The 26000-nt window shown below is 48.2% G+C and carries 35 protein-coding genes, 1 tRNA gene and 1 pseudogene; 30 read left to right on the top strand and 7 right to left on the bottom strand.

Translation table 11 applies throughout. The features are described from left to right. Positions 1 to 148 precede the first annotated feature (148 nt). The 8 genes and pseudogenes from TREAZ_RS08265 (at position 149) to TREAZ_RS08230 (ending at position 5216) form a co-directional block, all read left to right on the top strand. Positions 149 to 799: a hypothetical protein gene (locus tag TREAZ_RS08265; RefSeq protein WP_015711375.1), complete on the top strand. Its 651-nt coding sequence runs from the start codon at positions 149 to 151 to the stop codon at positions 797 to 799. Positions 800 to 892: 93 nt separating this feature from the next. After that, positions 893 to 1075, top strand: coding sequence for a hypothetical protein (locus tag TREAZ_RS08260; protein ID WP_043923000.1), 183 nt, complete (start codon positions 893 to 895; stop codon positions 1073 to 1075). 158 nt (positions 1076 to 1233) lie between these two features. Further along, positions 1234 to 1359, top strand: a pseudogene (locus TREAZ_RS18060) (transposase); the annotation flags it as partial. A 167-nt stretch (positions 1360 to 1526) separates the two neighbouring features. Continuing rightward, the gene (locus tag TREAZ_RS08250; RefSeq protein ID WP_015711374.1) at positions 1527 to 1826 is read left to right on the top strand and encodes a transposase; all 300 of its coding nucleotides are present in this window, start codon (positions 1527 to 1529) and stop codon (positions 1824 to 1826) included. Next, positions 1826 to 2125: an IS3 family transposase gene (locus TREAZ_RS18745; RefSeq protein ID WP_043922999.1), complete on the top strand. Its 300-nt coding sequence runs from the start codon at positions 1826 to 1828 to the stop codon at positions 2123 to 2125. Before TREAZ_RS08250 ends, TREAZ_RS18745 begins: the two co-directional genes overlap by 1 nt. A 447-nt stretch (positions 2126 to 2572) precedes the next feature. Continuing rightward, a complete protein-coding gene (locus tag TREAZ_RS08240; RefSeq protein ID WP_015711373.1) occupies positions 2573 to 3118 on the top strand; it encodes a hypothetical protein in 546 nt (181 codons plus the stop codon). A 143-nt stretch (positions 3119 to 3261) separates the two neighbouring features. Next, positions 3262 to 3687: an RrF2 family transcriptional regulator gene (locus tag TREAZ_RS08235; protein ID WP_043922998.1), complete on the top strand. Its 426-nt coding sequence runs from the start codon at positions 3262 to 3264 to the stop codon at positions 3685 to 3687. Continuing rightward, positions 3684 to 5216: a hypothetical protein gene (locus tag TREAZ_RS08230; protein WP_015711372.1), complete on the top strand. Its 1533-nt coding sequence runs from the start codon at positions 3684 to 3686 to the stop codon at positions 5214 to 5216. The genes TREAZ_RS08235 and TREAZ_RS08230 overlap by 4 nt, the downstream gene beginning before the upstream one ends. Before the next feature lie 39 nt (positions 5217 to 5255). On the opposite strand, the gene TREAZ_RS08225 is transcribed toward TREAZ_RS08230, so the two are convergent. Beyond that, positions 5256 to 7781 (bottom strand): helicase C-terminal domain-containing protein, encoded by a 2526-nt coding sequence (locus TREAZ_RS08225; protein ID WP_015711371.1) that lies wholly within the window; start codon positions 7779 to 7781, stop codon positions 5256 to 5258. Between the two features lie 129 nt (positions 7782 to 7910). Here TREAZ_RS08225 and TREAZ_RS08220 point away from each other — a divergent pair. From TREAZ_RS08220 to TREAZ_RS08150, 15 genes are all read left to right on the top strand, one after another. Next, positions 7911 to 7984, top strand: a tRNA-Arg gene (locus TREAZ_RS08220). A 176-nt stretch (positions 7985 to 8160) separates the two neighbouring features. Next, positions 8161 to 9285 carry a site-specific integrase gene (locus TREAZ_RS08215; RefSeq protein WP_015711370.1) on the top strand — a complete coding sequence of 375 codons (1125 nt, stop codon included), beginning with the start codon at positions 8161 to 8163 and terminating at the stop codon, positions 9283 to 9285. Next, the gene (locus TREAZ_RS08210; RefSeq protein WP_015711369.1) at positions 9282 to 9950 is read left to right on the top strand and encodes a hypothetical protein; all 669 of its coding nucleotides are present in this window, start codon (positions 9282 to 9284) and stop codon (positions 9948 to 9950) included. Before TREAZ_RS08215 ends, TREAZ_RS08210 begins: the two co-directional genes overlap by 4 nt. Before the next feature lie 110 nt (positions 9951 to 10060). Beyond that, a complete protein-coding gene (locus tag TREAZ_RS08205; protein ID WP_015711368.1) occupies positions 10061 to 10297 on the top strand; it encodes a helix-turn-helix transcriptional regulator in 237 nt (78 codons plus the stop codon). Continuing rightward, a complete protein-coding gene (locus tag TREAZ_RS17410; RefSeq protein WP_015711367.1) occupies positions 10294 to 11010 on the top strand; it encodes a DNA N-6-adenine-methyltransferase in 717 nt (238 codons plus the stop codon). The genes TREAZ_RS08205 and TREAZ_RS17410 overlap by 4 nt, the downstream gene beginning before the upstream one ends. After that, a complete protein-coding gene (locus tag TREAZ_RS08195) occupies positions 11007 to 11651 on the top strand; it encodes a DNA primase (protein WP_015711366.1) in 645 nt (214 codons plus the stop codon). The genes TREAZ_RS17410 and TREAZ_RS08195 overlap by 4 nt, the downstream gene beginning before the upstream one ends. After that, positions 11639 to 13240: a DNA primase family protein gene (locus TREAZ_RS08190; protein ID WP_043922997.1), complete on the top strand. Its 1602-nt coding sequence runs from the start codon at positions 11639 to 11641 to the stop codon at positions 13238 to 13240. Before TREAZ_RS08195 ends, TREAZ_RS08190 begins: the two co-directional genes overlap by 13 nt. A 365-nt stretch (positions 13241 to 13605) precedes the next feature. Continuing rightward, a complete protein-coding gene (locus TREAZ_RS08185; RefSeq protein ID WP_015711363.1) occupies positions 13606 to 13923 on the top strand; it encodes a hypothetical protein in 318 nt (105 codons plus the stop codon). Beyond that, complete coding sequence (locus tag TREAZ_RS08180) at positions 13920 to 14123, top strand: hypothetical protein (RefSeq protein WP_015711362.1); 204 nt, start codon at positions 13920 to 13922, stop codon at positions 14121 to 14123. Before TREAZ_RS08185 ends, TREAZ_RS08180 begins: the two co-directional genes overlap by 4 nt. After that, positions 14120 to 14428, top strand: coding sequence for a hypothetical protein (locus TREAZ_RS08175; protein ID WP_015711361.1), 309 nt, complete (start codon positions 14120 to 14122; stop codon positions 14426 to 14428). Before TREAZ_RS08180 ends, TREAZ_RS08175 begins: the two co-directional genes overlap by 4 nt. Before the next feature lie 75 nt (positions 14429 to 14503). Next, positions 14504 to 15127, top strand: coding sequence for a hypothetical protein (locus tag TREAZ_RS08170; RefSeq protein WP_015711360.1), 624 nt, complete (start codon positions 14504 to 14506; stop codon positions 15125 to 15127). A gap of 64 nt (positions 15128 to 15191) precedes the next feature. After that, on the top strand, positions 15192 to 16106 hold the full coding sequence (locus tag TREAZ_RS08165; RefSeq protein WP_015711359.1) for a phage major capsid protein: 915 nt from the start codon (positions 15192 to 15194) through the stop codon (positions 16104 to 16106). A 38-nt stretch (positions 16107 to 16144) separates the two neighbouring features. After that, positions 16145 to 16663: a hypothetical protein gene (locus TREAZ_RS08160; protein ID WP_043922996.1), complete on the top strand. Its 519-nt coding sequence runs from the start codon at positions 16145 to 16147 to the stop codon at positions 16661 to 16663. 21 nt (positions 16664 to 16684) lie between these two features. After that, positions 16685 to 19207 carry a hypothetical protein gene (locus TREAZ_RS08155; RefSeq protein ID WP_148257755.1) on the top strand — a complete coding sequence of 841 codons (2523 nt, stop codon included), beginning with the start codon at positions 16685 to 16687 and terminating at the stop codon, positions 19205 to 19207. 30 nt (positions 19208 to 19237) lie between these two features. Beyond that, on the top strand, positions 19238 to 19447 hold the full coding sequence (locus TREAZ_RS08150) for a hypothetical protein (protein ID WP_015711358.1): 210 nt from the start codon (positions 19238 to 19240) through the stop codon (positions 19445 to 19447). 217 nt (positions 19448 to 19664) lie between these two features. On the opposite strand, the gene TREAZ_RS08145 is transcribed toward TREAZ_RS08150, so the two are convergent. The 6 genes from TREAZ_RS08145 to TREAZ_RS08120 all read right to left on the bottom strand — a co-directional run bounded on the left by TREAZ_RS08145 (position 19665) and on the right by TREAZ_RS08120 (position 21567). Beyond that, a complete protein-coding gene (locus TREAZ_RS08145; protein WP_015711357.1) occupies positions 19665 to 19856 on the bottom strand; it encodes a helix-turn-helix domain-containing protein in 192 nt (63 codons plus the stop codon). A 46-nt stretch (positions 19857 to 19902) separates the two neighbouring features. Then, on the bottom strand, positions 19903 to 20187 hold the full coding sequence (locus TREAZ_RS08140) for a hypothetical protein (protein WP_015711356.1): 285 nt from the start codon (positions 20185 to 20187) through the stop codon (positions 19903 to 19905). Beyond that, complete coding sequence (locus TREAZ_RS08135) at positions 20184 to 20606, bottom strand: hypothetical protein (RefSeq protein ID WP_015711355.1); 423 nt, start codon at positions 20604 to 20606, stop codon at positions 20184 to 20186. Before TREAZ_RS08135 ends, TREAZ_RS08140 begins: the two co-directional genes overlap by 4 nt. Beyond that, positions 20596 to 20901, bottom strand: a complete 306-nt coding sequence (locus TREAZ_RS08130) for a hypothetical protein (protein ID WP_043922994.1) — start codon at positions 20899 to 20901, stop codon at positions 20596 to 20598. The genes TREAZ_RS08135 and TREAZ_RS08130 overlap by 11 nt, the downstream gene beginning before the upstream one ends. Beyond that, positions 20898 to 21197, bottom strand: coding sequence for a hypothetical protein (locus TREAZ_RS08125; protein WP_015711353.1), 300 nt, complete (start codon positions 21195 to 21197; stop codon positions 20898 to 20900). The genes TREAZ_RS08130 and TREAZ_RS08125 overlap by 4 nt, the downstream gene beginning before the upstream one ends. A gap of 181 nt (positions 21198 to 21378) precedes the next feature. Continuing rightward, entirely contained in the window at positions 21379 to 21567 is a 189-nt protein-coding gene (locus TREAZ_RS08120; RefSeq protein WP_015711351.1) for a hypothetical protein, read from the bottom strand. A gap of 493 nt (positions 21568 to 22060) precedes the next feature. Here TREAZ_RS08120 and TREAZ_RS08115 point away from each other — a divergent pair, with 493 nt between their 5' ends. The 7 genes from TREAZ_RS08115 to tsf all read left to right on the top strand — a co-directional run bounded on the left by TREAZ_RS08115 (position 22061) and on the right by tsf (position 25999). After that, positions 22061 to 22276, top strand: coding sequence for a helix-turn-helix domain-containing protein (locus TREAZ_RS08115; RefSeq protein WP_015711349.1), 216 nt, complete (start codon positions 22061 to 22063; stop codon positions 22274 to 22276). Further along, positions 22273 to 22782 carry a PIN domain-containing protein gene (locus TREAZ_RS08110; protein WP_015711348.1) on the top strand — a complete coding sequence of 170 codons (510 nt, stop codon included), beginning with the start codon at positions 22273 to 22275 and terminating at the stop codon, positions 22780 to 22782. The genes TREAZ_RS08115 and TREAZ_RS08110 overlap by 4 nt, the downstream gene beginning before the upstream one ends. Continuing rightward, positions 22754 to 23026 carry a hypothetical protein gene (locus tag TREAZ_RS08105; RefSeq protein WP_015711347.1) on the top strand — a complete coding sequence of 91 codons (273 nt, stop codon included), beginning with the start codon at positions 22754 to 22756 and terminating at the stop codon, positions 23024 to 23026. The genes TREAZ_RS08110 and TREAZ_RS08105 overlap by 29 nt, the downstream gene beginning before the upstream one ends. Positions 23027 to 23090: 64 nt before the next feature. Next, positions 23091 to 23297, top strand: a complete 207-nt coding sequence (locus TREAZ_RS08100; protein WP_015711346.1) for a hypothetical protein — start codon at positions 23091 to 23093, stop codon at positions 23295 to 23297. A gap of 152 nt (positions 23298 to 23449) precedes the next feature. After that, entirely contained in the window at positions 23450 to 24037 is a 588-nt protein-coding gene (locus tag TREAZ_RS08095; protein WP_015711345.1) for a Maf family protein, read from the top strand. A 144-nt stretch (positions 24038 to 24181) separates the two neighbouring features. Next, positions 24182 to 25075, top strand: coding sequence for a 30S ribosomal protein S2 (gene rpsB / locus TREAZ_RS08090; protein WP_015711344.1), 894 nt, complete (start codon positions 24182 to 24184; stop codon positions 25073 to 25075). Between the two features lie 69 nt (positions 25076 to 25144). Next, positions 25145 to 25999: a translation elongation factor Ts gene (gene tsf / locus TREAZ_RS08085; RefSeq protein WP_015711343.1), complete on the top strand. Its 855-nt coding sequence runs from the start codon at positions 25145 to 25147 to the stop codon at positions 25997 to 25999. Position 26000: the final 1 nt, after the last annotated feature.

The raw sequence follows: 26000 nt of genomic DNA, 5'->3' as shown, positions 1-26000 counted from the left end.
TCCGAGATAATACACCTTTTGGCAGGGAAAAAACAAGTTAGCGCGTTGCCTCATAAATAATCTAACCCAAAACAGGGAATGCCTCATAATAAAATTCTAACCCAAATTATGTAGCCTATATCCGGTAACAAGGGTACCGGAGGGCTCAATGGGGTTAACGATGGAAGAGAAACAGGCGCTTGCCAGAGAAATCAGTAAGCGGTATCAAAGGTCTGGAAAAAAAGATAAAAGTAAAATCCTGGACGAGTTTGTCCAGAACACCGGATACAACCGGAAATACGCCCTGCACCTTTTGGCGAATTGGGGGAGAACGGAACTGGTCAAACTGGCCGGAAGGGTTGTTAAGCTCAAGGCCGATGCGTTTAAAAAACGAAAAGCAGGGGGAGGGCGGAAGCCGGTCTACCAGGCGGCAACGATAAAAGCCCTCAAACTGATTTGGGAGTTCTTTGATTACATGTGCGGGAAAAGGCTTTCCCCCTTCCTCCGGGAACAGATGCCTTTCCTCAATCCCTGCAAGGAGTTTGGCATCACCAAGGAGGTAAAGGCGCAGCTGCTTGCCATAAGCCCCGCCACCATCGACCGGAAGCTCAAGCCTGAACGGAAGAAGCTGGAATTAAAAGGACGGAGCGCCACACGTCCCGGCGGCCTCCTCAAGCACCAGATCCCCATCCGTGTCTTTTACACCTGGGATGAGAGGAAACCGGGCTTTTTTGAGCTGGATACGGTGGTTCATGACGGCGGAAACGCCTCAGGCGAGTTCTGCTGTACCCTCAATGCCACCGATCTTGAAGATGTTTAGCCACGGTTAGACAATATGAAGTGCCTCCTGTGATATTGAAACGTGGGTTCACTACAAAGTAGGCTATCCACAAAATAAGACAGGAGGCATGAAATGAGAACAAAGAAACCATACTACATCGGACTTGACGTCCACAAGGACAGTATTTGGATGGCGGTTCTTACTGATGAGCAGGAAGAACCAATAGAGTCGAGGGAGATAGCGAATAACTACCTCAAAGTGGTAAAGGCAATAGCGGCCATACCAGGACAAGGGGAAAGTTCAGGTGGCCTATGAGGCGGGATGCCTGGGTTATTGAAAGTACCGAGGAACGGATAAAACGGGTGGATGAGTCCATAAAAGCGGTAGCGGAAAGCGGGCAATATGCCGCGAGGGTCAGGAAATTACGAGTATTTATGGGTATTGATTATCTGACAGCCCTTGCCGCGGAAGGATTCATGTCGTACCTTGGGCTGGTTCCCAGCGAGTATTCAAGTGGAAAAAAACGGCATTTGGGACCAATCACCAAAATGGGGAGCAGCCATCTGAGAAAGCTCTTGACTGAATCGGCATGGCATTATGGGTTAACCTGTTAGGGTCGTTCACTCATGCCTCCTATCTCTTGAACTTTGAGCGGTTCACTGATAGGAGAGCATCCTTTATACTCCCGTAAAAGTCAAACTTCTGGACCTCCCCCGGCGTGATGGACAGGGAGAAGAGCCTATGATAAACCGAAGGGAAGGAAATCATGGGAGAAAAGAGAACATTTACCAAGGAATTTAAAGAGCGTGCGGTAGAGCTTGCTCTGAAAGCGGAGCGGAAGCAGTCCGAGATAGCAGCGGGATTAGGGATCGACGGGAATACACTTTCCCGATGGAAACGGGAAGCGAGGGAAGCCGAAGGAGGAACCCTCAAGGCGTTCCCCGGGAAAGGGAAGGCACGGGATGAAGAAGTGGCCCGGCTTAAACGGGAGAATGAGGATCTTCGGGAAACGAATGAGATTCTAAAAAAAGCAATGGTCATCTTCACAGCGAAGACACCCCGGTAATGGCGTATCAGTTCATGTATCAGCATCAGGGACAGTACACCATTACGAAGATGGCCAGGGAATTAGGGGTAAGCAGGAGCGGGTATTACGCATGGCTTGAGCGAAAGCCATGTCGGCATGAAAGCGAGAACAGGGAGCTTCTGGAACTCATTACGGATATATTTTATGCCCACTACCGACGATATGGGAGCCCGCGGGTATGGGAAGAATTGCGGGATAAATACCAGCGGCACATAGGGAGGAAGCGGGTAGAGCGGCTTATGAGCCTGTCAGAAGTTTTGTGTAAATGGCAACCCTGAATTTTACTGCTTTTCTTCTGCTCCAAGGCATGATTTTTAATTCCTTATCAGGTATAGACTTACGCCGATATTGATTAAGGCTGGATTCCCTTAAATTTATAAAAAAGGGGAAATGAAGGAAATTTACCCCATAAATGTTACAGGCCCCGGCTTATGTTGAGTACATCGAAATTTATTACAACAAATGCCGTAGACATTCGGCAATCGGATATGCTACACCTGTGGCATTAACAAAAGCGGCTTATCTGCCTGTCCACTGAACCGGGGGAATTCCATTCTATAGCCACCCCGGCAAAGCCGGGGGATTACTCTGTATATTTATCGGCTTTTCATTGCCCCCTCTTTTATCAATATGTAAATGCTTTTGCCCTGGTCTTATTCCGCAAGGAACTTGATCAAGTTTATTGAGGGGCGTATACTTAGGGTATCTTCATAGGAGGCTACTTAATGAAAAAGTTAGCGCTTGTTGCAGTCTTAGGTGTAGTTTTGGCTATTGTCGGTGTGTTCGCGGATCACCCTTCCGGATGGGGTGTCGGCCTTGATGTCCAGTTGGGCGGAAGCTGGGATAAGGATTATTATGGCGATCCTGGAGCCAGGTATGCGCTGTCCCTTAAAGCGCCTCAGTTGCCCATTTTCTGGGGGATTACCCTTGACATCAACAACAATTGGTTTGGGATAGGTATTACCGGGGATTATTATCTTATTGATAAGCTCCTGGTTAAAAACATTGGGCTTGGCTGGTACCTGGGTCTTGGTGGGTATGTAAACGTAAATATTTGGGATCTTCCGGCTGATTATAGTTGGACCAGTATTGGTCTCGGTGCTCGGCTTCCTATCGGCCTCTCCTGGCAGCCCCTGGATTTCCTGGAAGTCTTCCTTGATTTCGGTCCTTCCCTAGGTTTAGCTTTTGGCCTTGGTGATGCATATGATGATCACATCCATTTCCCCGATGGCGGTTGGGCTGGCGACTTCGGCATCCGTTTCTGGTTCTAATAGTTTAACCTTATTTATTAACGTACCCCTGGAATAATCCAGGGGTATTTTTTACTTTTTTCCCTATAAAAAAGGGCTATTTATTTCCTGGAAAATACATTATCATAGTGGTCAGTTATTACAAGCTTAAAGAGGAGATTTCCATGAGGATTACAACAAGAGGGCGTTATGCACTTCGGGCATCCCTGGCATTGGCAAAATTGGGGAAGGATGGAAACCCGGTCTCCATAAGCCACTTGGCAGAGCAGGAGAATATATCCTCAGTATTCCTTGAACAGATTTTTTTCAAACTTAGAAAAGCTGGGCTGGTCAGCTCCATCAGGGGACCTGGAGGTGGTTTTTACTTCGCAAAATCTTTGGATGAGCTTACCATCAAGCAAATTCTGGACGCTGCCGGTGAAGATCTCAATATTACTGCCTGCGATAAACATACTGTAGATTGTGAGCATATTGGAGATTGCTTGAGCCACCATGTATGGGAAGATTTGACCAAAATGGTCAACGATTATTTCGCGGGCATTACCCTGTCCTCCATTATAGACAAGCATCAGGATATATTTAACGCATGAGAGGCAAAATCGCAGACGGAAAGGCATATAAAAAGATAGTTGAAGCCTTCAAGGGCAAAAGGAAGGGCGCAACCGTCGCCGATATAGCTGCAGTCACTGCCCTCCCCCTTTATACGGTCAAAGAGCTGGTCCCTGTTGCGGCCGACGAATTCTCGGGACGCCTCGAAGTAACCGAATCGGGTGAAATCCTCTATTCCTTCCCCAGGGGCTTTGCCAGCCGCTTCAAGGGCCTGGCGCCTTTCCTTAAAAAGACGTCTGAAAAACTCATCCATTTTCTTGGCCTCGCGGGCACAGGGATCTTCAAGGTTTGGATAATGGTCATGCTCATAGGGTATTTTCTGGTTTTTTTGGCCATAGCCCTGGCAAGCCTCTTTTTGTCCATGGCCGCCAATTCCCGGAACAACAATGACAGCCGTTCAGGCCACGGGGGCATGTACCTTGGCTCAAGCATCTTCAACCTCATTATAAGGCTTTGGTTTTATTCTGAGCTTACCAAGTCCGTGAATCCCCGATACGGCCGTTACGGGGGCTTTGAAAATAATAGCCGCCCCAAGGGGAGGCCCCTCCACAAGGCAATTTTTTCTTTTGTCTTTGGCGACGGCGACCCCAATGCCCAGTGGCCAACGGAGGAGAAAAAGACCTTTATTGCGTATGTCCAGGAGCATCGCGGCGTAGTCTCCCTGCCCGAGCTCATGGCCATCTCAGGCATCCCCTCTGACAGGGCTGAATCTGAAATCACTGCCCTTTGCGCCGAATTCGGCGGCAGCCCTGAAGCCACAGAAGACGGGACAGTGGTTTACCGCTTTGATGAAATTTTATTACGCACCGAGGGCAAAGGGCGGAATAATGCGGGCAGTTCCGGCATCCCCAGCCTCCCCAAAAACCTTCGCGATTTTTCTTCCAACAAAGGAAAGATGAATTTCTGGTTCAGTCTTATCAACGGAGTGAACCTCCTCTTTGGAAGTTATTTCCTGTATCAGAGTGTCCACAGCGGCACAATCATAGCCCGGCAAATTGGGGAGAATGTCCACCTTTTATCCCAGCAGACCGGAGAGGCAGCCCCCTTGATTTACGGCATGACCTATTATTTTGTTTCTGCTGTTGCAGCCAATCCCCTGCCCATAATCGCAGTGGGCCTGGGGCTCATCCCCCTGGCCTTCTCAATCCTCTTTTGGCTCATCCCCGCCCTTAGGAAATGGAAGCTCAAAAAAGAAAATGAAAAAATCAAATTCGAAAATTTCCGGAAATTCTCTTTTAGCCGCATCTGGTCTTTCCCCAAAGCAGTAAAACCCCAGGACCTTAATCCTGGCCAAAGGGAAGCAAGCCCCAATAACTTAAAGCAAGCCCAGGACAAGGCCCTCAAAGAGATGGGCGCCTATGCTATCCCCGAAGTAACCATTGCCCAGGATGGGGAAGTCTACTCCTTCCCCGATTTGGAGCGGGAAAAAATCGCACTGGAAAAATACCGCGCCGGTGTTAACCCTGAAGCTTCGGACTTGGGGAAGATAGTGTTTGATTCGCATGAATAAAGGCGTAAAGTTCGTAAACAAGTATTAGCCTGCTCCTCATCACGGAAACAGGAATTCTTCTGTGGCCCTCGATATGGCCTTAAAATCACCAAAGCATGTCCTGGTCTCGGGCAATGAATTGAGAAATGTCTGCCCGTAGCGTTTTTTGAGGAGCCTGCCGTCAAGGACTGCCACGACTCCATGATCGCTGGAACGGCGCATGAGGCGGCCGAAGCCCTGTTTGAATTTCATCACCGCTTCGGGGAGGGAGAGATCCATGAATGCGTTGCCGCCCTCTGCTTCAAGGTGTTCGCAGCGGGCTTCGAAGACAGGGTCGCTGGGGGTTCTGAAGGGGAGCCTGCACAGGATGACGAGGCGCAGGGTATCGCCCGGGGCGTCTACGCCCTCCCAGAAGGAATCGGTGGCAAAAAGGACAGAGCTTTCGTCGGAGAGGAAATTTGCAAGCAGGCGGGAACGGTCGTCGTCTCCCTGTTTAAGGACCCGGATGCCCGCCTGCTGAAGCCTGGGTTTTGCCAATTCATAGGCGCTTCGCAAGGCTGTATATGAGGTGAAAAGTATGAGGGCTGAGCCGCCGGCGCTTTCCGCCAGATCAGCTGCTGCATTATCCACAAAGGCGCTGAAGCCGCCTTCGGTGGGCAGAGGCGCGTCAGAAGGCACTGCCAGCAAAACTTTTGATTTATAGGGAAAGGGTGATGGGAATATGCCGCTCAATATTTCCCTGTCCTGTACCAGCGCAAGGCCCGAACGGTTTTTCCAGTAACTAAAGGACGCTTCGCCCCTGCCCCCTATGGTAAGGGTGGCTGAAACGCAGATCACAGTTTTGTTGGGAGCAAAGAGGGCTTCTTTTAAAACGGGCGCAACATCCAGGGGACTCACGGTGAATTCAGCCCAGGGGTCTTTGGAATGCTTATCGCTTGAACCCTGGCGTTTTTCTATCCACATGACCTTGCCGGGATTTTCTTTGTATTCCAGAAAGGATGAACAGACATTCCCAATAGTATCCAGACGGCGCAGTATAGCTTTCACTTCCCACACTGTGCCTTCTTGTGCAGTATCGATTTTTTTATTTTCAGCTTCCGGAATTTTTTCGAGCATGTCCCTGATGATGCCCCCCAGTATATTTATCTGCTTGCGCAAAGAAATAAATTGGGGCGAAAGCCCGGTGCGTATATAATCATCTTTTTGAGGGGCAAGCCTGAAGACGCCTTCCCTGCCGCACAACTCGACAGCCCCTTCATCAAGATCATCAACTGCCTGCCTGATGTTTTCGATGATATCCTCAATTTTATTTTTATCATCCTCTGCAAAAGCTGCATTGCCAGGCAGCATGCCCATGAGCTTTAGGATGAGGCCGGTTTTTTGAGCCCTGCGTTTGCGGTAGAGGCGGCTTAAATTACGGTATATGCCAAACCGGGAAAATTCGTCTGAAAAAAAGGAAGTGGCTGCCTCTTCTATGGTATGGGCTTCGTCAATGATAACCCTATTATAAGGCGGAAGCACCACGGTGCTGTCATATCCGGCGCCTTCCATGCGGGCCGCCAAATCGGCAAAAAGAAGATGATGGTTCACCACGAGTATGCGGGCATCCGCTGCCTCCCTTCTCATGGCAAGCATAAAACAGCGTTCCCTGAAAGGGCATCGCATGCCCATGCAGGAATCCGCCTCTGAGCAAATGCGGGACCATAGCCCTTCCATGGGCATAAATGAAAGATCCGCCCGATCCCCTGTTTTGCTTGTCTCCGCCCAAAGCACTATGGAGCGGAGGTTTTCATTTTCTTCTTCATCAAGGGAAGGCTCTTTTAGAACCTCCTCCATACGCCTAAGGCAAAGGTAGTTCCCCCTGCCCTTCACCAGCACCACCTTGAGCTTGCTGTTAAGTCCGGCTGCCACCAGGGGTATGTCCTTTTCGTAAAGTTGCTGCTGGAGGGTTATGGTGGCAGTGGAAATCACAATACGCTCGTCATTCGCCATGGCATAACTCAAGGCAGGGAGCAGGTAGGCAAAGGACTTCCCTACCCCTGTGCCTGCTTCTGCTGCCGCAATGGAATCATCATTGAAGGCTTTAATCGCCAGATGCATAAGGTCAAGCTGGGATTTCCGGGTCTCAAAAACCGGAAGCCTTCGGGCAATGGCGCCCCCTTCTTCCAGGGCTGCTGTAATTGCTTCAGGATCGAGCTTCTGGCTTTTCCTGCGTTTTGCAGGCTCTGCCACAACATAAACACTGGTAACCATGTTGTCCACGATGAAGGAGCCCACCCCGCCCTGGGCAGCCCTGGAGGCTATGTTCATATCCGGGTCGCTGGGGGTCAAAAACCCCGAGGGGTGGTTGTGGATGAGTACGTCAGGGGAAGCGCTTTCAGCCTCAGGGTCATCAAAAATATCGTCCAGCCTGTCCTGAAGCGCCAGCACAGAATTGACATTGCCCCGGGCCGCGATTTCTATTTTTGCAATTTTGTTGGCATCGTCCATGTACCCCAGGGCAAAGACCTCATTCCCCCCTGTATCCTGGATTTCTTCCCTGAGTTTATTAATTGCCTGTTCTGTGAACCGCTTGATTGCCTGCACCGATTTCTGCTCTAAGGCACTATAACCCGGGGGCCTGAATTTTCATACCCCCTTAAAAAAGCCAAGGTTGACACCCACCCTTCATCCGGGGTATTCTAATTAATCGGTTAATACCCGGCAGTTATTTCTGAGAGATTAGCTCATCTGGATAGAGCGACAGCCTCCGGAGCTGTAGGTGGCCTGTTCGAGTCAGGTATCTCTCATGCCCCTTAGGGGGCTTTTTTTATGTTCCTTTGTTTTACTTCTTTTTACTAATTCATTACAATGCAACGAATTACAAAATTATGCCTTTTCTTGCTTGACTTTCTTTTTCCTTTGTCTTTACCCTATTTTGTAAGCATAGTGTAAGCACTATGCGAGTATATTTTTCGGGGGTTCTATGGGAGTAAAAATTCGGGAAATCAGGGGCAAGCTATACCTTGATATTTACGATAAGGGGCAGCGCCATGCTGAAGCCCTCCACCTCTCCGTATCCAAAGATCCGGCTATGAACAAAGAGAATATGCGCCGGGCTGAATACGCCAGGGCAAGAAGGGAGCAGCAGCTCTTTGACGGCAGCTGGAACTTGCAGGACACCCTGAGCGCGAAAAAGTCCCTTTACCGGTACATCGAAGAAATGGCCAAAGGCAGGGATGCGAGAAAAGACAGGGTTTGCAAGTGCCTGCCCTATCTTAAAAAATACCCTGGCGGCGATTTAATACAATTGGGGCAGGTGAATTCAAAATGGTTCAATAACTTTCAAGACTGGATGCTCAAGGAAAGCGGCCTGGGCGAACAATCGGCGAATTCCTATGTCCTTGGGGTTCGTATGGCGCTGGGGCAAGCCGTCCGCGAGAATATCCTGACTGCCGATCCTGCTGAAGGAATAAAGGCAATCAGCATACCGGAGCCTGACATGGTTACATTGACCCTTGGGGAACTGAAAAAAATGGCAGGGGTTCCCATAGGCGGAAAACTGGGGGCCGAAGTGCAGAAAGGCTTCATTTTCGCTTGTTACTGCGGCTTGAGAATATCCGACATCAAAACCCTTATATGGGGAGACATTGAGCATGACACTGACGGCGCCCGGCTGGCAAAAAAGCAGGTAAAGACAAAAAAGCGTGTTTTTATACCCCTTCACGCTTCGGCATGGGGTATCATAAATGACGGCAAGCTTCACAATAAGGGGGAACCTCTCTTTCCCCTACTGGCAGGAAGCAGCACCGAAACAAACAGGTATTTGAAGCAATGGGCCGCAAAGGCCGGTATCCAAAAAAACATCGGCTGGCATACGGCGCGGAGATCGTGCGCCACTATTCTTCACAGCCTGGGCGTGGACATCTACACGATACAGAAAATACTCGGTCATGGGAAAATAGCAACCACGGCGATTTATACCCAGGTATCAGATAAGGAAAAGCGGACAGGCATTGATAAAATGCCGGAAATCAAGCTGGCGGTCGGCATAGAGGGCAAGAAGGAACTGGCGTTTCCAAAAAATGAGGATAAGGGGACGGCACAATGAAAATATCATATCCCAATAATGGAAAAGGCAAAATAACATTTGATCTTAGCAATCCAGTCGATAAAAAATTCCATGATGAAAGAGAAGAATTCAAAAATCTTGTATACAAAGATGTAATGTTAGGCAGGGAGAAAAGAGAATCAGTCAAAAAAGTCCTTATTCTCGAAAGAGATGCGTATCAAAAAAGGTATGATGATGAAATTCCTAAAACTCCTGTATTTGAAATAAAAGGATTCGGAATATTTTTTTATCCAACCCAAATAGATTTTTTTAATGGCTTAATTGAAGAGCTGGACAACCTTGACCTATCCCACCTTGATACTGAAACCGGTGAAGGGAGCAAGGGTGAAGTACCAAAAGACTCAGATATGGAAAACCATTATTTAATAGCACGGTTAAAAACGGAAAGCCTTCGGACATATAATGCACTAAAAAAAGCGATTTGTGTAAAAATCATAGAATTTGATGGCTCGTATTTTAATTTTAAGATAAAGGCGGGTCTTGTAGGGCTGTTTTTTAAAGAGGGTGGTTTTACTGAATGGGAGACAATAGTTCAATATATAAAAATTAAGGGCCGCATATCCGAAACAAATACCCTGAAAACTGCCAATGAGGGAAAGGATATTTCAAAATGGGATAACTTAAGAAAGCAACTTTTCGATTAATTTTAAAAACATACCGAAAACATACCGAAAACATACTCTACGGTATGATTAACAAATAAAAATAAAGTTCATTCTTTCCATGCCAAGCAAAACTTGGCAAAGGAAAGAATATGGAAGCAGTTCAAAAGCCACTCGATGTTGATGGTGCGGCACAATTTACGGGACTTAAAAAGTCATACCTCTATAAGCTGATCCACTTGGGGAAAATACCATGCTATAAGCCTACGGGTGGTAAGGTATTTTTCACTCAGGCAGATCTGGAAACATTCATATTCCGTGGACGCCAGTCCGCAGATTATGAAATCAGGAACGGCATGGATACGCAGCTTACAAGGGGCGTAGTATGAGTGCAGACAAAAACGCTGCCGGGCGGGACGGCATTGCAGAACAGGAGCATGTCGGCTCGCCGGGATCAAGGATCGCATTGAAAAATACAGTTTTGAGAGGGGGGAAAAGCTATTCCCCCGTTTTGGGGAATGCAAAATCAAGGCCGCGGGTCATGATTAATTACCTCCTATCCCTCCCGCTCAAAAATGAGCAGGTTCGAATTGAAAGCCCCAAGCCCCATGTGGCCCATAACAGCGGCAACAACGAATGGTATACCCCTGCGGAGTACATCGAGGCGGCGCGAAAGGCCATGGGGGGAATCGATCTCGATCCCGCAAGCTGCGAGGCCGCGAACAGAACCGTCAAGGCCAAAAAAATACACACCATCGACGACGACGGCCTGGGGCATCCATGGGAAGGCCGGGTATGGCTCAACCCCCCGTATGCTAGGGAGCTGATCGGAAAATTCATCGAAAAGCTTAAAACCCATGTCTGTAGGGGGGAAGTAACCGAAGCCATCGTCCTGGTGAACAACGCCACGGAAACCGCCTGGTTCGGTGCCCTTGTTTCGTTCTCGAACGCGATCGTGTTTCCCGCGAGCCGGGTTAAGTTCAATGGCCCCGACGGGAAGATGGGATCCCCCCTCCAGGGACAAGCGGTTTTGTACGCAGGGCCTAACTCGGAGAAATTTCTTGACGCATATAAATCTTTTGGGTGGAAGGTCTATTTATGAATACCGAGGTAATAAAACACCCCGGCATGGGGGCCGGGGCTGAGGCGAAAAATGCGCAAGGCGGGAACCTTGAAAAATCCGCTACAGATAATTTACAGCAAAACACTGCACTTGGCAAGAGCGATATAAAATTCCTCAAGAGCCGACTTGCCGAATACCTGGACGCCAAAGGTATACACCCAAATGAACAGGGCTTAATTATTTGTCTATGGCATGATGAGCATAACCCTTCATGCAAGGTCAATCCCGAATATGCTTATTGCTTCACATGCCATGAATCAGGGGACATTTTCGCTGTATCAGCCGCATTAGCCAAAATACCCTGCGACAAGGATCACTTTCCGCAAATAGTCAAAGACATCGAAAACACCCTGGGCATTGTTACCGATTGGAAACCCCCAAAAGGGAAACGTCCGGTAATCAGGCTTTCGCAATCCACGGTCTACCGCGATTCACTCCTGCGGGAATTTGCCGATGCTCTGGATAGCGGAGACATGAGCCGGGCGCGCTTACGGGCGGAAATGTTGCTAGCCCTATTCATGTTGCCTGAGCCAGAGGCGCCAAAAGAAGCAAAACCGCGTCGGACAATGGCCGATAGGCTCGCGGCAAGCGGTATACAGAGGGAAGCATGGACGCTGTAAGAGCACTTGCCAAACCCCTTATTGTCCTGGCACGGAAGAATGCAGTGCCTAACGTGTTTGTGATTGGAGAACAAATTAGCCTTGATCTGTATTCCGATGGTGGCATAAGCCGGTGGATAGCCGCTGGCACCAAAGGATTATTGAGGCATACAACAGCACATGGGTGGCTGGTACACAATGGCAGCACGGGGGCTTTCCAAATTGATTATGCAGAAGCGGTTTTATACCAGGTGCTGAGGGAGTATGAAACACTGCTATTTGAACAGATTACCCGTGTTGCCCCGGCAGATCAGGACAGAGCTTATCGTGAGTATCGTGTTTTTCGCAACCAGCCCCGTAAAAAATCAGTTATTGAAGCCATGACCCATGAGCCGGAAATTACAGCCCTGCCGATGGATTTTGATGCAGACAATGCGCTTATAAACTGCGCCGGGGTAGCCGTGTCTACCGATGGAAGCATGAGGCCGTCAACACCCGAGGATCATTTCACAATGAGCGCAGCGGTTAAGCCCGAGACAGGGGAACCGGAAGAATTTATGAAGTTCCTGAAATGGGCAGCCTGTGGAAATCAGGAATTAATGGGCTGGCTGCTTACCGCTTGCGGAACCTCATTATTCGGACATTACACCGACCGCATCACCAATTTCTATGGGCAAGGTAGCAATGGAAAAGGAACGTTACTGCGAACCCTTCAAAAAATTATAGGAGATTATGCTACAACACTTCCCCGCAGTTTGGTTATCAAGGAACCCGGCAGTCAGTCGCGGTTCGATAAGGCGGGGCTTCCGGGAAAAAGGGCGGCCATTTTATATGACTTGAAGCCCGATCATGGCAAGTTAAACCTTGATGAATTGAAGTCTATTGCCGGGGATGGCGACGGGGTATGGGTCGAGAAAAAAGGGAGGGATGGCTATAGTTGCTCATTAAAATGCAAAGTTTTTATCGCCTCAAATGACAAAATTCCCATTGACAGCTTTGGCAAAAGCGAAAAAAAGCGTTTTCGCCTGGTACCTTTTAATGCTCAATTTGAAACCAAAAACGAGGGGTTAGAGGATTCATTTATACCGGAATATGGGAAAATCCTCAATCTGTTTATGCAGTACGCAGTGAAATACTATGCCAATGGACGCAAAATGCCGGATTGTAAGGCAATCGATGCCGCAACATTGGAGTATTTTGACGAACAAGACCTTATAAAGCAGTTCCTGGAGGATAGCGATGCCTTCACCGTAACTAACTATGAGCCAAAATCAGAATTTTACGCAAAATTTGAACGCTATTGTCTGATGCAACAGGGCATTAGAACCCCGATGAAGTCAAAAACCTTTACAAATGAGCTTGAAAAGCGCGGAATTTTTACAAAGTTTAGAAAAATTGATGGCAAGTCAACTCGTGTATTTGTACGAGAAAACACAGAGACACAAGAAAACCTAAATTTCGAGTTAATTCTCTCGCGGGAGAAAATTATAGAAACTAATACGGATTTTAACAATTCTTGTGTCTTGGTGTCCGAAACCACGGCAACAGAAACGGAAAACAGTCCTTATGGGGGCAAGGAAACTGAAAGAGAAGAGCCGGAAATCTGGTAAACCGACCAGGATAATCCGGGGCTTTACCCAGACCCCGGCGCAGAAACGGGAAGGAGGAGAGCCGGAAATGATAAACAGTGAAGCGCAGTACGCAATAGACGTTATGCTTGACCGCGCCAAGGAGGCCGCCACATAGGCAGCTTATAAAGGATATCCGAGAGGCGGGGGGCGGGTCGAATCTCTGGGGCAAAGTGCCCAAAACCGCCCATGTAAAGCCTCTGTAGGGTCACGCAAAAATTAAGAGGGTAAAATGGGAAGGCCAAAAAAACCGCAGTTGGGCTGTTTCGGCTATTTTGGGTTTACAAATGTTACCCGTTACAGTATGATACTTTTATCACCGTCGGGATGACGGAGAGGAGCAGAGCATGGGAACCCCAAAGCACCCGGTACAAGGCCGGGCAGATGAAATAGCCCTGTTTATAGCTGCCCTTGAAAAAGCGGGCTATATAAAAAAATGGGAATACGACCGATATCAAATAAGCGAGAGTTCTTCGCTTAAAAAAATCATCCAGTTTTACGAATTAAAAATAAAAACCGAAAAGCCGCAATTCCTAAAAGTGCAAGACATGGATGGGTTTATGAAAGGCCGCGTTTACAGTGCCATCGGCCATAGATGCAACGGGGCCATGAGGGTATACCGCTGTAGGGAAAGGCAGAGGGCTGCTGCCGGTGATAAAAAATGAAAAATCCAAAACTCGAACAGCGGGGATATACGGTAAAGGAAGCTTTCCATAATTTAATTTATGGAATCGTTGAATCAGCTTTAAAGGATAATGATACAGATTTTTTTAGTAGTAATTATTTTTTTGCCTTTTGCGAAGTCCTCGATCTGGATAGTAAAATCATCAAAGAAAAAATAGCCGGAGAGAAATACCAAAAATGATAGAGAAACAGATATTTACACCTGCAGAGAAAAAAAACAGGCTGCTTGAACGCATGGAGTTAAAGGGACTTATTGAAGCAACTGAAGAAGCGCCATTTTATAAACCCGCTCAAGGTGTTTTTTTTGATGCTATTATTGTATGGCTGGAAAATGAGAAAATTCCCTGGATGATGGGAATTGCAGAGATTGAGCAATTTATAAAACAACGCATATTAACAAAAGCAGGTAACAGGAGCGGTGGAGCCCTAAGAAAAAGGCACTATGACAAGAAAAAAGCGTTACTTTCTGTTACTTTCTCAACATAGATTTTTATAAACTGGTATGGTGGAACTATAAACGCCGGGTTTAATTACCTGGTATATTAAACACGTGGAGGATTTATGAAAGAAGAGGTTAAGGCTGCCAACCCTGTAGAGGAAATCAAGGCGGAAATCAAGGCTCTCGAAAAAGAGATAAAAAAGCATCGTGAAGACAATATCGGCTATATGTCGATGAAGCCGGAAAAAACAGAATCCACCAGGGAAGAATTAAGACTCGAACGGCTGGCAGCTTCCCGGATTGAACTTCTTAAAAAGCAGCGGGACAAACTTACTCAGGAAGAAAAAAAACCTGAGATTGATCGCCGCCTTTCTCTTGTACGCAAAGCAGCCGAGGATCTTTCTTTACTTGCCCAGAGTGAAGCGGACAAAATAATTAAAGCCATGGAGAAGATAGAAAACGCCCGCGAAGAATTCAATTTGTATTCTGATGGCTTGGGATGTGAGACATTCCTTGATGTGTTTTCTGGAATAAATGGGATCGGTCATTTTTTTGGGGATGTGCTCAAGGGCCTTAAAGAAACCACACCGCTTGAATTGCCGGGTTTCCCTGAAAAGGTCGTTTTGTCCTCAAGATCTCGTCTTGATATTCTGGGACTTCCCGAAATTCGCACCCCTGAACAAGTAAAGCAGGATAATGCAGAATGGAGAAAACGCTATAAGAACATCATGTCCCGGAATAATTAAGGAACCGTGCCGGGCTTGAGCCTGGCAAATTACAACTACTGCCGGGAGGCAGAAGGAGCCAATTATGAACAAGGAAAAAGAATTATTTCTAAAGTATTTGCGCAATCAGATCACCGCCGCAGATTATCGCGCAGAAATTCGGGCAATCGGAACCGGAGATATAACCGTACCCGTTGAAATTGCCGACCGCATTATTGCCAGGGCTTCCCGGTTCCCTGTCCGCAGCCTTGCCACCATCCACCAGGCCAGCAGCGGGGGGAAGGACATTCCTATCAATACGGCCTTGCCGGCAGTTTCATGGGTTCCTGAAAACGGATCGTTTCCTACACCGGACGCAACATTCGGATCCCGCCATTTTGGACTTAATAAAGTTGGGGGAATCGGAATAGTAACCGAGGAAATGATCGGAGATTCCGCCTTTAATATCGATACAGTGATAGCCGATGTATTCGGGCAAGCAATCGGGGAAAAAGAAGACGATGCTTTCATAAATGGCACAGGGACAGGCCAGCCGAGGGGCCTCCTGCTGGATGCGATACCCCAGGCAGCGGGCGGCGCCACGATCGCATACGCAGATCTACTGGCCATGTTCGCCGCCCTCCCCCTGCGTTACCATTCGTCCGCCGCATGGCTCATGAACCCTAAAACCTTGTCCGCTGTCATTCCTTTGGCAGATGCAGCCGGAAACCCGGTGTTTATTCCCGGAGGGCGGGCGCTCTCTCCTGATGCTTCCTTTATTGCCGGGTCCATCTTCGGATGCCCTGTCTATCTTTCCGCCCTGCCGGATGTTGCAACGGGAGCCAAGCCGGTAGCCTTCGGGAATCTCAGTTCTTATACCATCGTAGACAGGACAAACAGCCAGGTTATACAGCGCCTTAATGAACTGTATTCCCAAACCGGGGCTGTGGGCTTCCTTGCATATCATCGCACCGATGGGGCCTTAATGGATGCCGCCGCCGTTATCGCTCTGGAGTTTTAAAAGTCTCTTAATAAGTATCATGGGGCAAAGGTGAAATAATGGCCGACTTAACGCTTAAAATAAATGCAAATTTCGAAGCTGCAAAGAAGGCATTCGAGGACATGGGTGAAGTCTCGGAATCCACAAAAAAGAAATTCGAGAAATTCGCAGAAGGTTTCAAAACTGAACAAGTTGATAAATTTATAGAAAAACAAAAAATATGCGGTGCCGCTATCCTTGCCGTCAAGGGCGATCTTGCCGCCGCAGAGGCAGGGCAAAAGGCATACGGCACGGAAATACAGCGGCTCATTAAAAACGGCGTTGATCCTGAAAGCGAAGCGATAAAGCGTTTAAAGGCTGAATATACCCAACTCGGCCAAAGCATAGAAACTGCAAAAACTAAACAGGAAGCCATGGAAAAGGCTGTAAAAGGCGCAGAAGTTGCCCTTAAAGCCACAGCAGCCATTGCCGCCGCTTTCGGTACCGCTATGATTGCCGGTACGCAGGCCATGGCCGCTGCCGGGGATGCCGCCGCGAAAACCGCCAAAATAACAGGCCAAACCGCTGAACAATGGTAAACCATGGCATACGCCGCTAAAATGACAGGGGTATCAAGCGATACGCTCAAATCAAGCCTTCAGAAGCTTAACAGCTCGATGGGTAATATTAAAAACGGAACAGGGACATTTTCAAAATATTTAACTGAGAACAACAAAGCCCTTTTAGCCTCTCTGCAATCCGCAAACGGAACCGAGGATGCCTTTACCCTGCTCCTCGATGCAATAAATAAAGCCCCTGACGAGTTCCCCAGGGCGCAGCTTGCACAAGAAGCGTTTGGTAAGTCAGGACAGCAGCTTATCCTCATGGCAGACGCTGGTACCGATGGGATAAAAGCCCTCAGGGAAGAAGCAGAGCATTATGGAATTATAAGCAATCAGGCTGCAAAACAATCAGAAGAATACCTGGACGCACAGGCCCGGCTTAAAGCTTCTCTTGAGGGTGTACGCAATGAACTTTCATCGGCATTAATGCCTGCCATGACAGATGGGCTGACTGGTGTTGCCGAGTTCATAGCCGGGATAGATGACTGGGAAGGAAAACTTAAGATTGCCGGGGTTGCACTGGCAGCTGCTGCCGCCGCCCTTGCTACTTTTGTTACAGTATCAAAAGGCGCCGAAGCAGTGCAAAAGATGTCCCTTGCAATAAAGGCTATGACAACCGCCATTGCAGGCCCCGCCGGGGCAGCAGCTCTGGCAGTGACGGCCCTTGCTGCAGGCATTGGGGCTATTGTTGTCATGTCCGAGAAGCAGGCCCACGCAGGCGAGGCCCTAGCAGTTAACCTTGCGGATACAAAATCAAAAGCCGATGGCCTTATTGACAGCTATGCAACCTTGAACCCCGGAAAAGCCCTGGACGAAGAAACTACAAGAAACCTTATATCCCTTTATCCTGAATTAAATGGACACCTTGAAGCAAATGCGACAACGACGGATGCCGCCGCGGCGGCTATTAGGGCACTTAATGAGCAAAAGGCTATGGATGCTTCTTCCCAATGGTTAGAAAAACTAAAGAAAGAACAAGCCTATATAGATGGTGTATCTGAAAGCGTAAAAAATGCAGTTGCAAACAATGAGACATGGACAGGTTCCAGAGCAGCACAATTAGGGAGATATAAGGGTGCTTTAAAAGATGCTGAAAACTACCGGGATCAGGCAAATGCTATTCTGGCGACAATAGGAAAGCAGCTCGGCAATAATAATGAGGTTGTGGATTATGTAGATTCCGCTGCCCTGGTTGCGAAAATAAAAAAGGATGCGGCAGATGCCGCCGCCGCCGAAGAGGCCCGCATAAGAAGGATTGAAACAGCCCAGAAAGCTGCAAATGACAGTCTCATGATCCAGACTAAAAAATATACTGAAAGCCTTGAAGAGCTTCACCTGAAGAATGATGAAATAGAAAACGACGAAAAACAGCTTCTTGAATTACAGCTTGCCCGGGAGATAGCCAGCATCAATGCGAGTGATGCGGACATAAAAACAAAAAATTCCGCCATTGCCGCCGCCAAAGAACTCTACGCAGAGCAGATAAAACTAAGCGAAATAAACTTCGCAGAGGAACAGGCCAAAAAAGCAAAAGCTGCAAAGGCCAAAGAAATTGCCGATGCTAAGGCTGCCGCAGAAGAACAGAAAAAAATAGCGAATGACTTAAAAAGCCATTTGACTGCCCTCCTATCATCTGTCCCGCAAACTGAAAAACAGATCCAGGAAGAGCAGATAGCGCAATTCCAGCAATTCTTGAAAGCCCGTACAGACGCTGAAGGCAAAAAAGGCGAAGAGCGGATAGCCTATGTTCAGGAACAGCGGGAACTGTTATTGAATCAAATGAAACTTGAAGAAGATGAGAAACAGGCACTGATAAAGGCTTCCGACGACGCGATATTGGCAGAAAAGCAGCGTTTTGAGGCCGCCAAAGCCGCAATTATGCAGGCAGGCATAATAAATTCTCTAAACGCGATTTCTGGTTTTGCGGAGCTATCTTTACAGGTGCAGAAAAATAACCTTGTTAAAGAAATAGCGAATCTTGAGGCAAAATATGCAGTAGAGCTTGGGAGCGAAAGTACAACCGCCGAGCGGAAAAAAGAGATCGAGGCCGATCTGCAAAGCGCGCGCCAAAGGCTTATCGACGAAGCAAACAGAAGGGCGCAATCTGCCGCGATAGCGCAAAAATCATTATCGGTGGCCGAGGCAACTGTCCAAACTTACCTGGCCGCAAGCAAGGCCTTCGCGCAGGGGGGCGGTTTCCCATGGGGAGCGGTAAATCTTGCCGCCACTATTGCCATGGGCATTGCCAATGTGGGAAAGATAATAGCAACGCCTATACCCAAGATGTCAGCCGAAACAGGCGGCAGCTTCATGGCAGACTACAATTCCCCCCGCGTGGATGGAGGTCTTTTACGTGTAAATCGTAATGAGCGAGTTGACATAACCCCTGCCGGGCAAACAGGAAATGAAGGCCCACAGACTTTTAATCTAGTTTTTGATGGTCAAATATTAGCACAGGCAATAAACCGCCTTGCACGGAGAGGGGAATTACACACTCTTCGATTGGCAGATAATTTATGATGATTATAATTTATATGGGAGGACAGAAGAATGGGAAGAATTATTAAGAAGCTTTTGAAAAAATCTGAGAAGGGTATGAAATATAATACCCTGCTTGTTCTTGAAAAGGGCGTTGAAGCTTTAAGCCAGTTCAATAACTTTTTAAAAGTGGCCGAGGGGCCGGAGGATAAAAAGAAAGCAATTATTGAAAAGACCGACAGCCTTATGGCGGATATTCAGGAATTTATTGCAGCTCTCTAATTTTGTCCATTTTATACCGTGATGCCGCCGGGCATTATTCCGGCACCCCTGCCGCTTAACTTCTTTTGTGGCAGGGTATTTTTAAATACAAAAACACGCACAGAAGGCCGCCATTGCGTTTAACAGGTAAAGCATATCATTTTACCAATAACCCTAAACTGACGCGCTATAGGGCCGCTATAGGGCAATAAAAAGCCTTTCCCGATTATTCCGGGTTTTATTCGACCGCATCCTTTGCCAGCATTAATTCGCATGCCGGGATACGATAAATGCGCTGCCCCCAGCGTCGGTATTTTATCTGGTTATGCTTTATCCAGTATTTGAGTGTTACCATAGGTATCTTGATGCGTTCGCAAAATTCTTCTGGCGTAAGCCATTCATCAACTACAGCTGTTACTTTTTCTGTCATTTGAGTGTCTCCTTGTATTCTTGCGCCGGAGCTGTCTGCCCAGACGTTATCGATATCTTAACACCCTTTCACTTTCCGTGCCGTCAAATTCCCAATCATCCGCAGGATTTGTGCGATCTTCCTCCGCTTCTGCGGCTTCCTCTTGCCGGGGTATGTTCCTTTCTTCCCACACCTGGAAACCCACGCCGATCATCTCCGCGACAAATTCCCGGAACCTCAACATGGTATGGCCCCGGTTCCACCTGTCGCGCCATAGACTTTCCAGATGTTCGTAAAAATCCACCGGCAGAGAAACATTGACGGGGATCCTTTTCTGTTTAGGTACTTTCATTCTTTCGCCTCCGGGTGAGCAAAATAGGACAGCCTGTTTTCTTCCCTATCTTTTCGCCTTACTTCTTCCGGCGTTGCCCCTGTACGGTACGCTTCCCTTTCATCCCAAGCTCCGCCAAGGGCATCGAATTTATCATCATACCTATGGCCTATGCCAAGAATGAAATCTATGTCCTTTATCAAACGGGCGTGAATACTGCCAAGTTCAAAGCAAACATCCAGAATTTTCCGCCGGGTGTTTTCAGGGGATTCCAACACCGTATACTGGGAACCTTCGTCATAGAGCCGCATCATCTGCCGGGCAAACTGCGCGAAGGCTGCCGCTTCCTTTTCAGTACCAATGGCGTTTTTCATCTTTTTGAAAGCCGATTCAACCTGTTCCGCTGGATAGAAGGCAAGGGCATTAATATCATCTTTCATTTTGCCCCCCTGTACATTCTTTTTCCTTTGGGTCTATCACGGGCATTCCGCTGAAAAGAAGGCGCTCTATAGGTTCGGTTAATAAATCGATAACGGCGAGCAACGCCGACACATCTTCTTCATAGTCTGGATCATCTTTGTTTTTATATTCACCGTACCACCACATAGCGCGAGCGATAGCCCGAACCCCGGAGGCACACCAAGCCAGATCCTCCGCATAGTCAAGGGTATATTCCTTTGGGTAATCGTCCATTTTTCCCCGAGCTTTAAATAGCTTTATCAACCGATCTGTCATTTTGCACCCCCATAAGGGCATCCGGGAACCGGGCATGCACCGCAGCGTAATTTGACAAGGCCGCTTTCAAGAATAGATTTTTCATAATGGGCCGCTACTCCTTCATAAGTAATGTCATGGCACACATCGGAAGAAGTATTCAGGTAATACTTCATCCTTAAATTGAATGCCTTCAGTGCGAACAATTCCCCATGCTCTATTGTTTCCGTTGCCACCGCATCGAAGGCCGCCCGGAGATCATCCTCCGGCCAGAAAATCAAACCGTCCACATTAGCCTCATAATCTGACGCATCCATACCTTTCCACCTTTGCCGGACTTCCCCCCGGCTGGGTTAGTTAATAACCTGAAAGCCATACGGCCCCAGGAAAAAAGGGAAGGACGGCCCATGCTGCTTCCCAGCATGAGGAAGCCGATCCTTCCCGGATCCCCTATTTATCTCCGGCAGTCTTCGCCGCTAGCCATACCCAAGCCCCCTGCTAAATGATTTCCCGCTCTATGGCGTCCTTGAGGGCTTTAAGCCGAGGCCGGAAGTAACCCAGGCCCTTTATGCTCCGGGGCCCTTCGGTATCAATGGCCTCCATCTTTTCAATCATCACGTCCAGCAGATCCAGTGCGTCGCTCCTGTTCCCGATGCGGGGCATGTCTTCCTCATTGTCCAGTTCCATTGCTTCCTCCTTCAAAAAATGCGGTTTTGGAGGGGTTCCCCGGCTTAGGGGTGTCTAAGTACGGTTTTAAGGGGAAGATCGTTTTACCCCCCTCTGTACCCCCTGTTTTTTTCAACAGTGAGGCTTCTATGGCTGATGTCAGGTACTGGTAAATACCGCAATCGGGAGAACTGCAGGTCTGAAAAGAATGGCCATGTAGGCACCACCTGCAATAAGCCAGAATTACTGATCCTTTGACCTTCCCCTTAGATTTTGCTAAGCCCTTGAGGACGCAGTTAGAAAACTCACAGGTATTTCCTGAACAATCCTTGCATCGGGCCTTAATCGCCTGTTTTGCCGTCATGGTTTCGGCCTCCCTTAATCCATCTTATAGTTATAATATATAACTTATACGTGAGTATGTCAAGAGAAAATATCACTTTTTTGTATTTTTTTGTAACTTTTATTGCCAATATATAACTAATAAGGTATATTAAAGAGAGGAGAATCAAATATGGGAATGGTTGAAAAAATCCGTATCTTGCTGGTAAAGCGAGGGAATATTTCAGAGGCTGAGCTTGCCCGGCGACTGGGGATGAGTACTACGAATTTATATAACCGTATGAAACGGGATAACTTTACAGACAAGGATCTACAAAAGATCGCCAACGTTCTGGGCTGTACCTTTGAAGGGACGTTCAAGCTGACCGACACCGGGGAGGAGATATGAGCCAGCCAAAAATTTATCTTGAAACTACCATGTTCAGCTTCTACTATGAAACGCGGGAAGATCCGCATTACCAGGAACTGAAAGCCCAGACCCGGCAAGTCTTTGATATGATAAAGGCGGGGAAATTTGAACCCTATACGTCCATTTATACAACAGCTGAAATAGACGACAATGCGGATCCAGAGAAACGGGAAAATATGTTGCGGCTTATTACTGATTATGGAGTGAAAAATCTTGCGGTTACCCCGGATGTGGAACGGCTGGCGGCCCTGTATATCCAGGAGAAAGCGGTCCCGGTTTCCAGTACAGTTGACGCTTTCCATATTGCCATTACGGCGGTCAATGGCTTAGACTTTATAGTAAGCCTTAATTTTGGGCATATTGCCCGGCCCTGGACTATCGAACGGGTCCGGCTGGTAAATGCCAGGGAAGGGCTTAAGGGTATAGGCATATACAAACCAGTGGAGGTAATTGAAAGTGAAGACGATACAGGATTATATGACTGATCCCCGGATTCTCAATGATCCCGGATGTGATGATATACTTATAAGAGAAATTCACGCTGCCCGGCTCAAGCTCCAAGATGAAACGGCGGGAATGACAGTCCAGGAAAGATGCGACTATCTCAACAACAAGGCGCGTGATGTTCTGTCAAGTATCGGAGCAGATCCGCTCCTTGTAAGTTTTCCCGATGGCGGCAAGCTGCGACCCCGGACTGTTCAATCCAGAACAAAGGAAGCGGTTCTTTAATAGCCGGACAAAATGAGGATTTAAAGGCCTTTATGCAAGAGAGCCGCATAGAGGAGATAGACAAATGAAAAAGTACAAAAGCCCTGCTTTAAAACATATCCACGAAGAAGCCCTAGACTTTTTTAAGGACGGCATTATAAGCACTGCCGAAATGAAAGAGTTTGACAAGGATTGCCTTGTATCTGCGTCCGACACTCCTACAGTCCGCGCCCCACGTGTCGCCGCCGAGGCTGCAAGCCCCAGACTTTCCAAAGGCCGCAGTGTCAGATAGATAAAATTTGTAGGCACTATGTAAGCATGGCGTGTTTTTCCATGCGTAAATCTATATAGGATAACGAATTACCTGATTTTCCAATATACGCCTCAGGTATCTCTCATATAGTTTTCTTTACAATGCCAGCATAATGCAATAAGATAACCCTCATGGAACCAATTATATTAGCGTCAGGCTCCTTAAGAAGGCAGGAATATTTCCGGCTTTTGAGCCTCCCGTTCAGCATCATGCCCTCCCCGGTGGAAGAACACTATGACGGCAATGCTGACCCTAAAAGCGTGGCAGAGGATCTGGCAGTGCGCAAGGTAAATAAAATCGTGGAGATCCTTAAAGGGAGGATACCGCCCTGGATTGTGGGGGCCGATACCCTTGTCACTGTGGACGGCAAGGTTTACGGCAAGCCCAAAGACAGGGAGGCCGCCAGAAGCATGCTATCCGTGCTTCAGGGACGTGATCACTTTGTGATTACCGCTGTGGCCCTATACAAGGGCAAGGAGAAAACTATAGACTGCCGCTCGGTGTCCAGCACAGTCACTTTTGCCCCTTTGAGGGATTCCGAGATAGAATGGTACCTCAATACCGGCGAGTGGCAAGGCGTGGCAGGGTCCTACAAGGTGCAGGGCCTGGCAAGCTGCTTCATTTCAGAAATAAAGGGGTCTTATTCCTCCATAGTGGGCTTGCCAATGCGGGAATTCTATGTTATGCTGAAGGAGAACGGTTACCCTTACGGGGACTGAATACAAACACGAAAGTTTTTCGTGTAATTTTCCATTATTCCTTGGCGGATAATGAGATATAGGGATGGCGGCGGGAATCAGACATTTCCGCCAACGGGGTTTCTCGGCAGGCTTTCGGCCTGCAAGGGCTCCACAGGAGGGTTTGTGGCAGTAGTTACCATGAAGAGCCTGCTCGAATCGGGCGTGCATTTTGGGCACCAGGTAAAACGCTGGGATCCGCGGATGAAGAAATACATCTTTGCGGAACGGAACGGGATCCATATCATCGATCTCCAGAAAACAATTCAGTCCATCAAGGACGCCTATGACGCGGTCAGAAAGGTCGTGGCATCGGGCAAAACGGTTCTCTTTGTGGGCACCAAAAAGCAGGCCCAGCAGGCTATCCAGAAGGAAGCCGAGCGCTGCGGCATGTACTATGTGAACAACCGCTGGCTTGGCGGCATGCTCACCAATTTCGTAACCATTAAAAAGTCCCTCCTCAGGCTCAAGAAGCTTGAAAAAATGGAAGTCGACGGCACTTTCGAAAACCTCACCAAGAAAGAAATTTCGGGCCTGGGCAAAGAAAGGGCAAAACTCCAGAAGAACCTGGGAGGCATCAAAGAGATGAAGGATCCCCCGGGGATACTCTTCATCATCGATACCCGCAAGGAAGGTATTGCGGTGGCGGAAGCCCGGCGCATGGGCATACCCATCGTGGCCGTGGTTGACACCAATTGCAATCCCGAGGGCATAGACTACCCCATTCCCGGGAATGACGATGCCATCAGGGCCATCACCCTTTTTACCCAGATCATCGCCAATGCGGTAGAAGAAGCGGACAATGAAGTGGGCCTCAAGATCATCGAGACCCTGGGCGACGAAGACGAAGAGACCGAAGATGTGGTAACTGATGTTTCGGTTAAGGAAGAGGATCAGGAAATCGACATCGAAGCCTATTCAGGGGAGGCTGTGGTCAAGGAAACCGTAGAGCCCGAGGCTCCTGCTGATGAAGAAGATGCATTGCCTGTAGATGTAGACAAAGTTTATGGAGCGGAATGACAAAAACCGGAGGTTTTTGTCTTGGGAGTTTGATTTTATCAAACTCCACAAATTTTTAGGAGTAGATATATGGCTAATATAAGCGCAGCTGATGTAAAAGCCCTCCGGGAGAAAACCGGGGCAGGCATGATGGAATGCAAGAATGCCCTGGTGGAAACCGACGGGGATGCCGCCAAAGCCGAAAAGCTTTTGAAAGAAAAAGGCCTCGCAGCTGTTGAGAAGCGGGCCGACAGGGCCACCAACGAGGGCAAGGTCTTTATCAAGATAAAGGACAATAACGCGGTTCTCGTGGAGCTGGTTTCCGAAACCGACTTTGTGGCAAGAAACCCCGAGTTCATAGCTTTGGGTGGAATCATTGCCGACAAGGTTCTGGACAAGGGCTATGCCGAGCCCAATGACGAACTCAATGGCATGGTCACTGATCTGGCAACCAAAATCAGGGAGAACATGAGCCTCAAGCGGATCAAAACCGTCAAGGCCGGGGCAGGCGAATACATCACTTCCTATATCCATGGCGACGGCGCCATCGGGGTAGTGGTAAAGCTGGCCTCCGACAAGCCCGAAGCCCTTCAGAGGGAAGAAGCCAAAGAATTGGCGCATAACCTGGCCCTCCACATTTCCTGGGCCAATCCGGCAGCCCTGGACAGGAGCAAGCTCGACCCCGTTTTCATCAAAGAAAACGAGGACATCTTCCGCAAGCAAATGGAAACTGATGAGTCCCTCAAGGGCAAGCCCGAGAAAGTGCTCGAAGGCATCCTGGGCGGCAAGGTGAGCAAGTTTCTCAAGTCCATCTGCCTTATGGATCAGGGCTTTGTAAAGGACGAAAAATTCTCTGTCTCCCAAGTGCTCTCCGATACGGGAAAGCTTTTGGGCGGCGCAAAACTCACCGTAAGCGATTATGTCTACTTTAAAGTAGGAGCATAAA

The sequence above is a fragment of the Leadbettera azotonutricia ZAS-9 genome (assembly GCF_000214355.1).
Taxonomy (GTDB): Bacteria; Spirochaetota; Spirochaetia; order Treponematales; family Breznakiellaceae; genus Leadbettera; species Leadbettera azotonutricia.
Note: the sequence above shows the minus strand (reverse complement) of the source record. Positions and strands in the feature narration are given on the sequence as shown.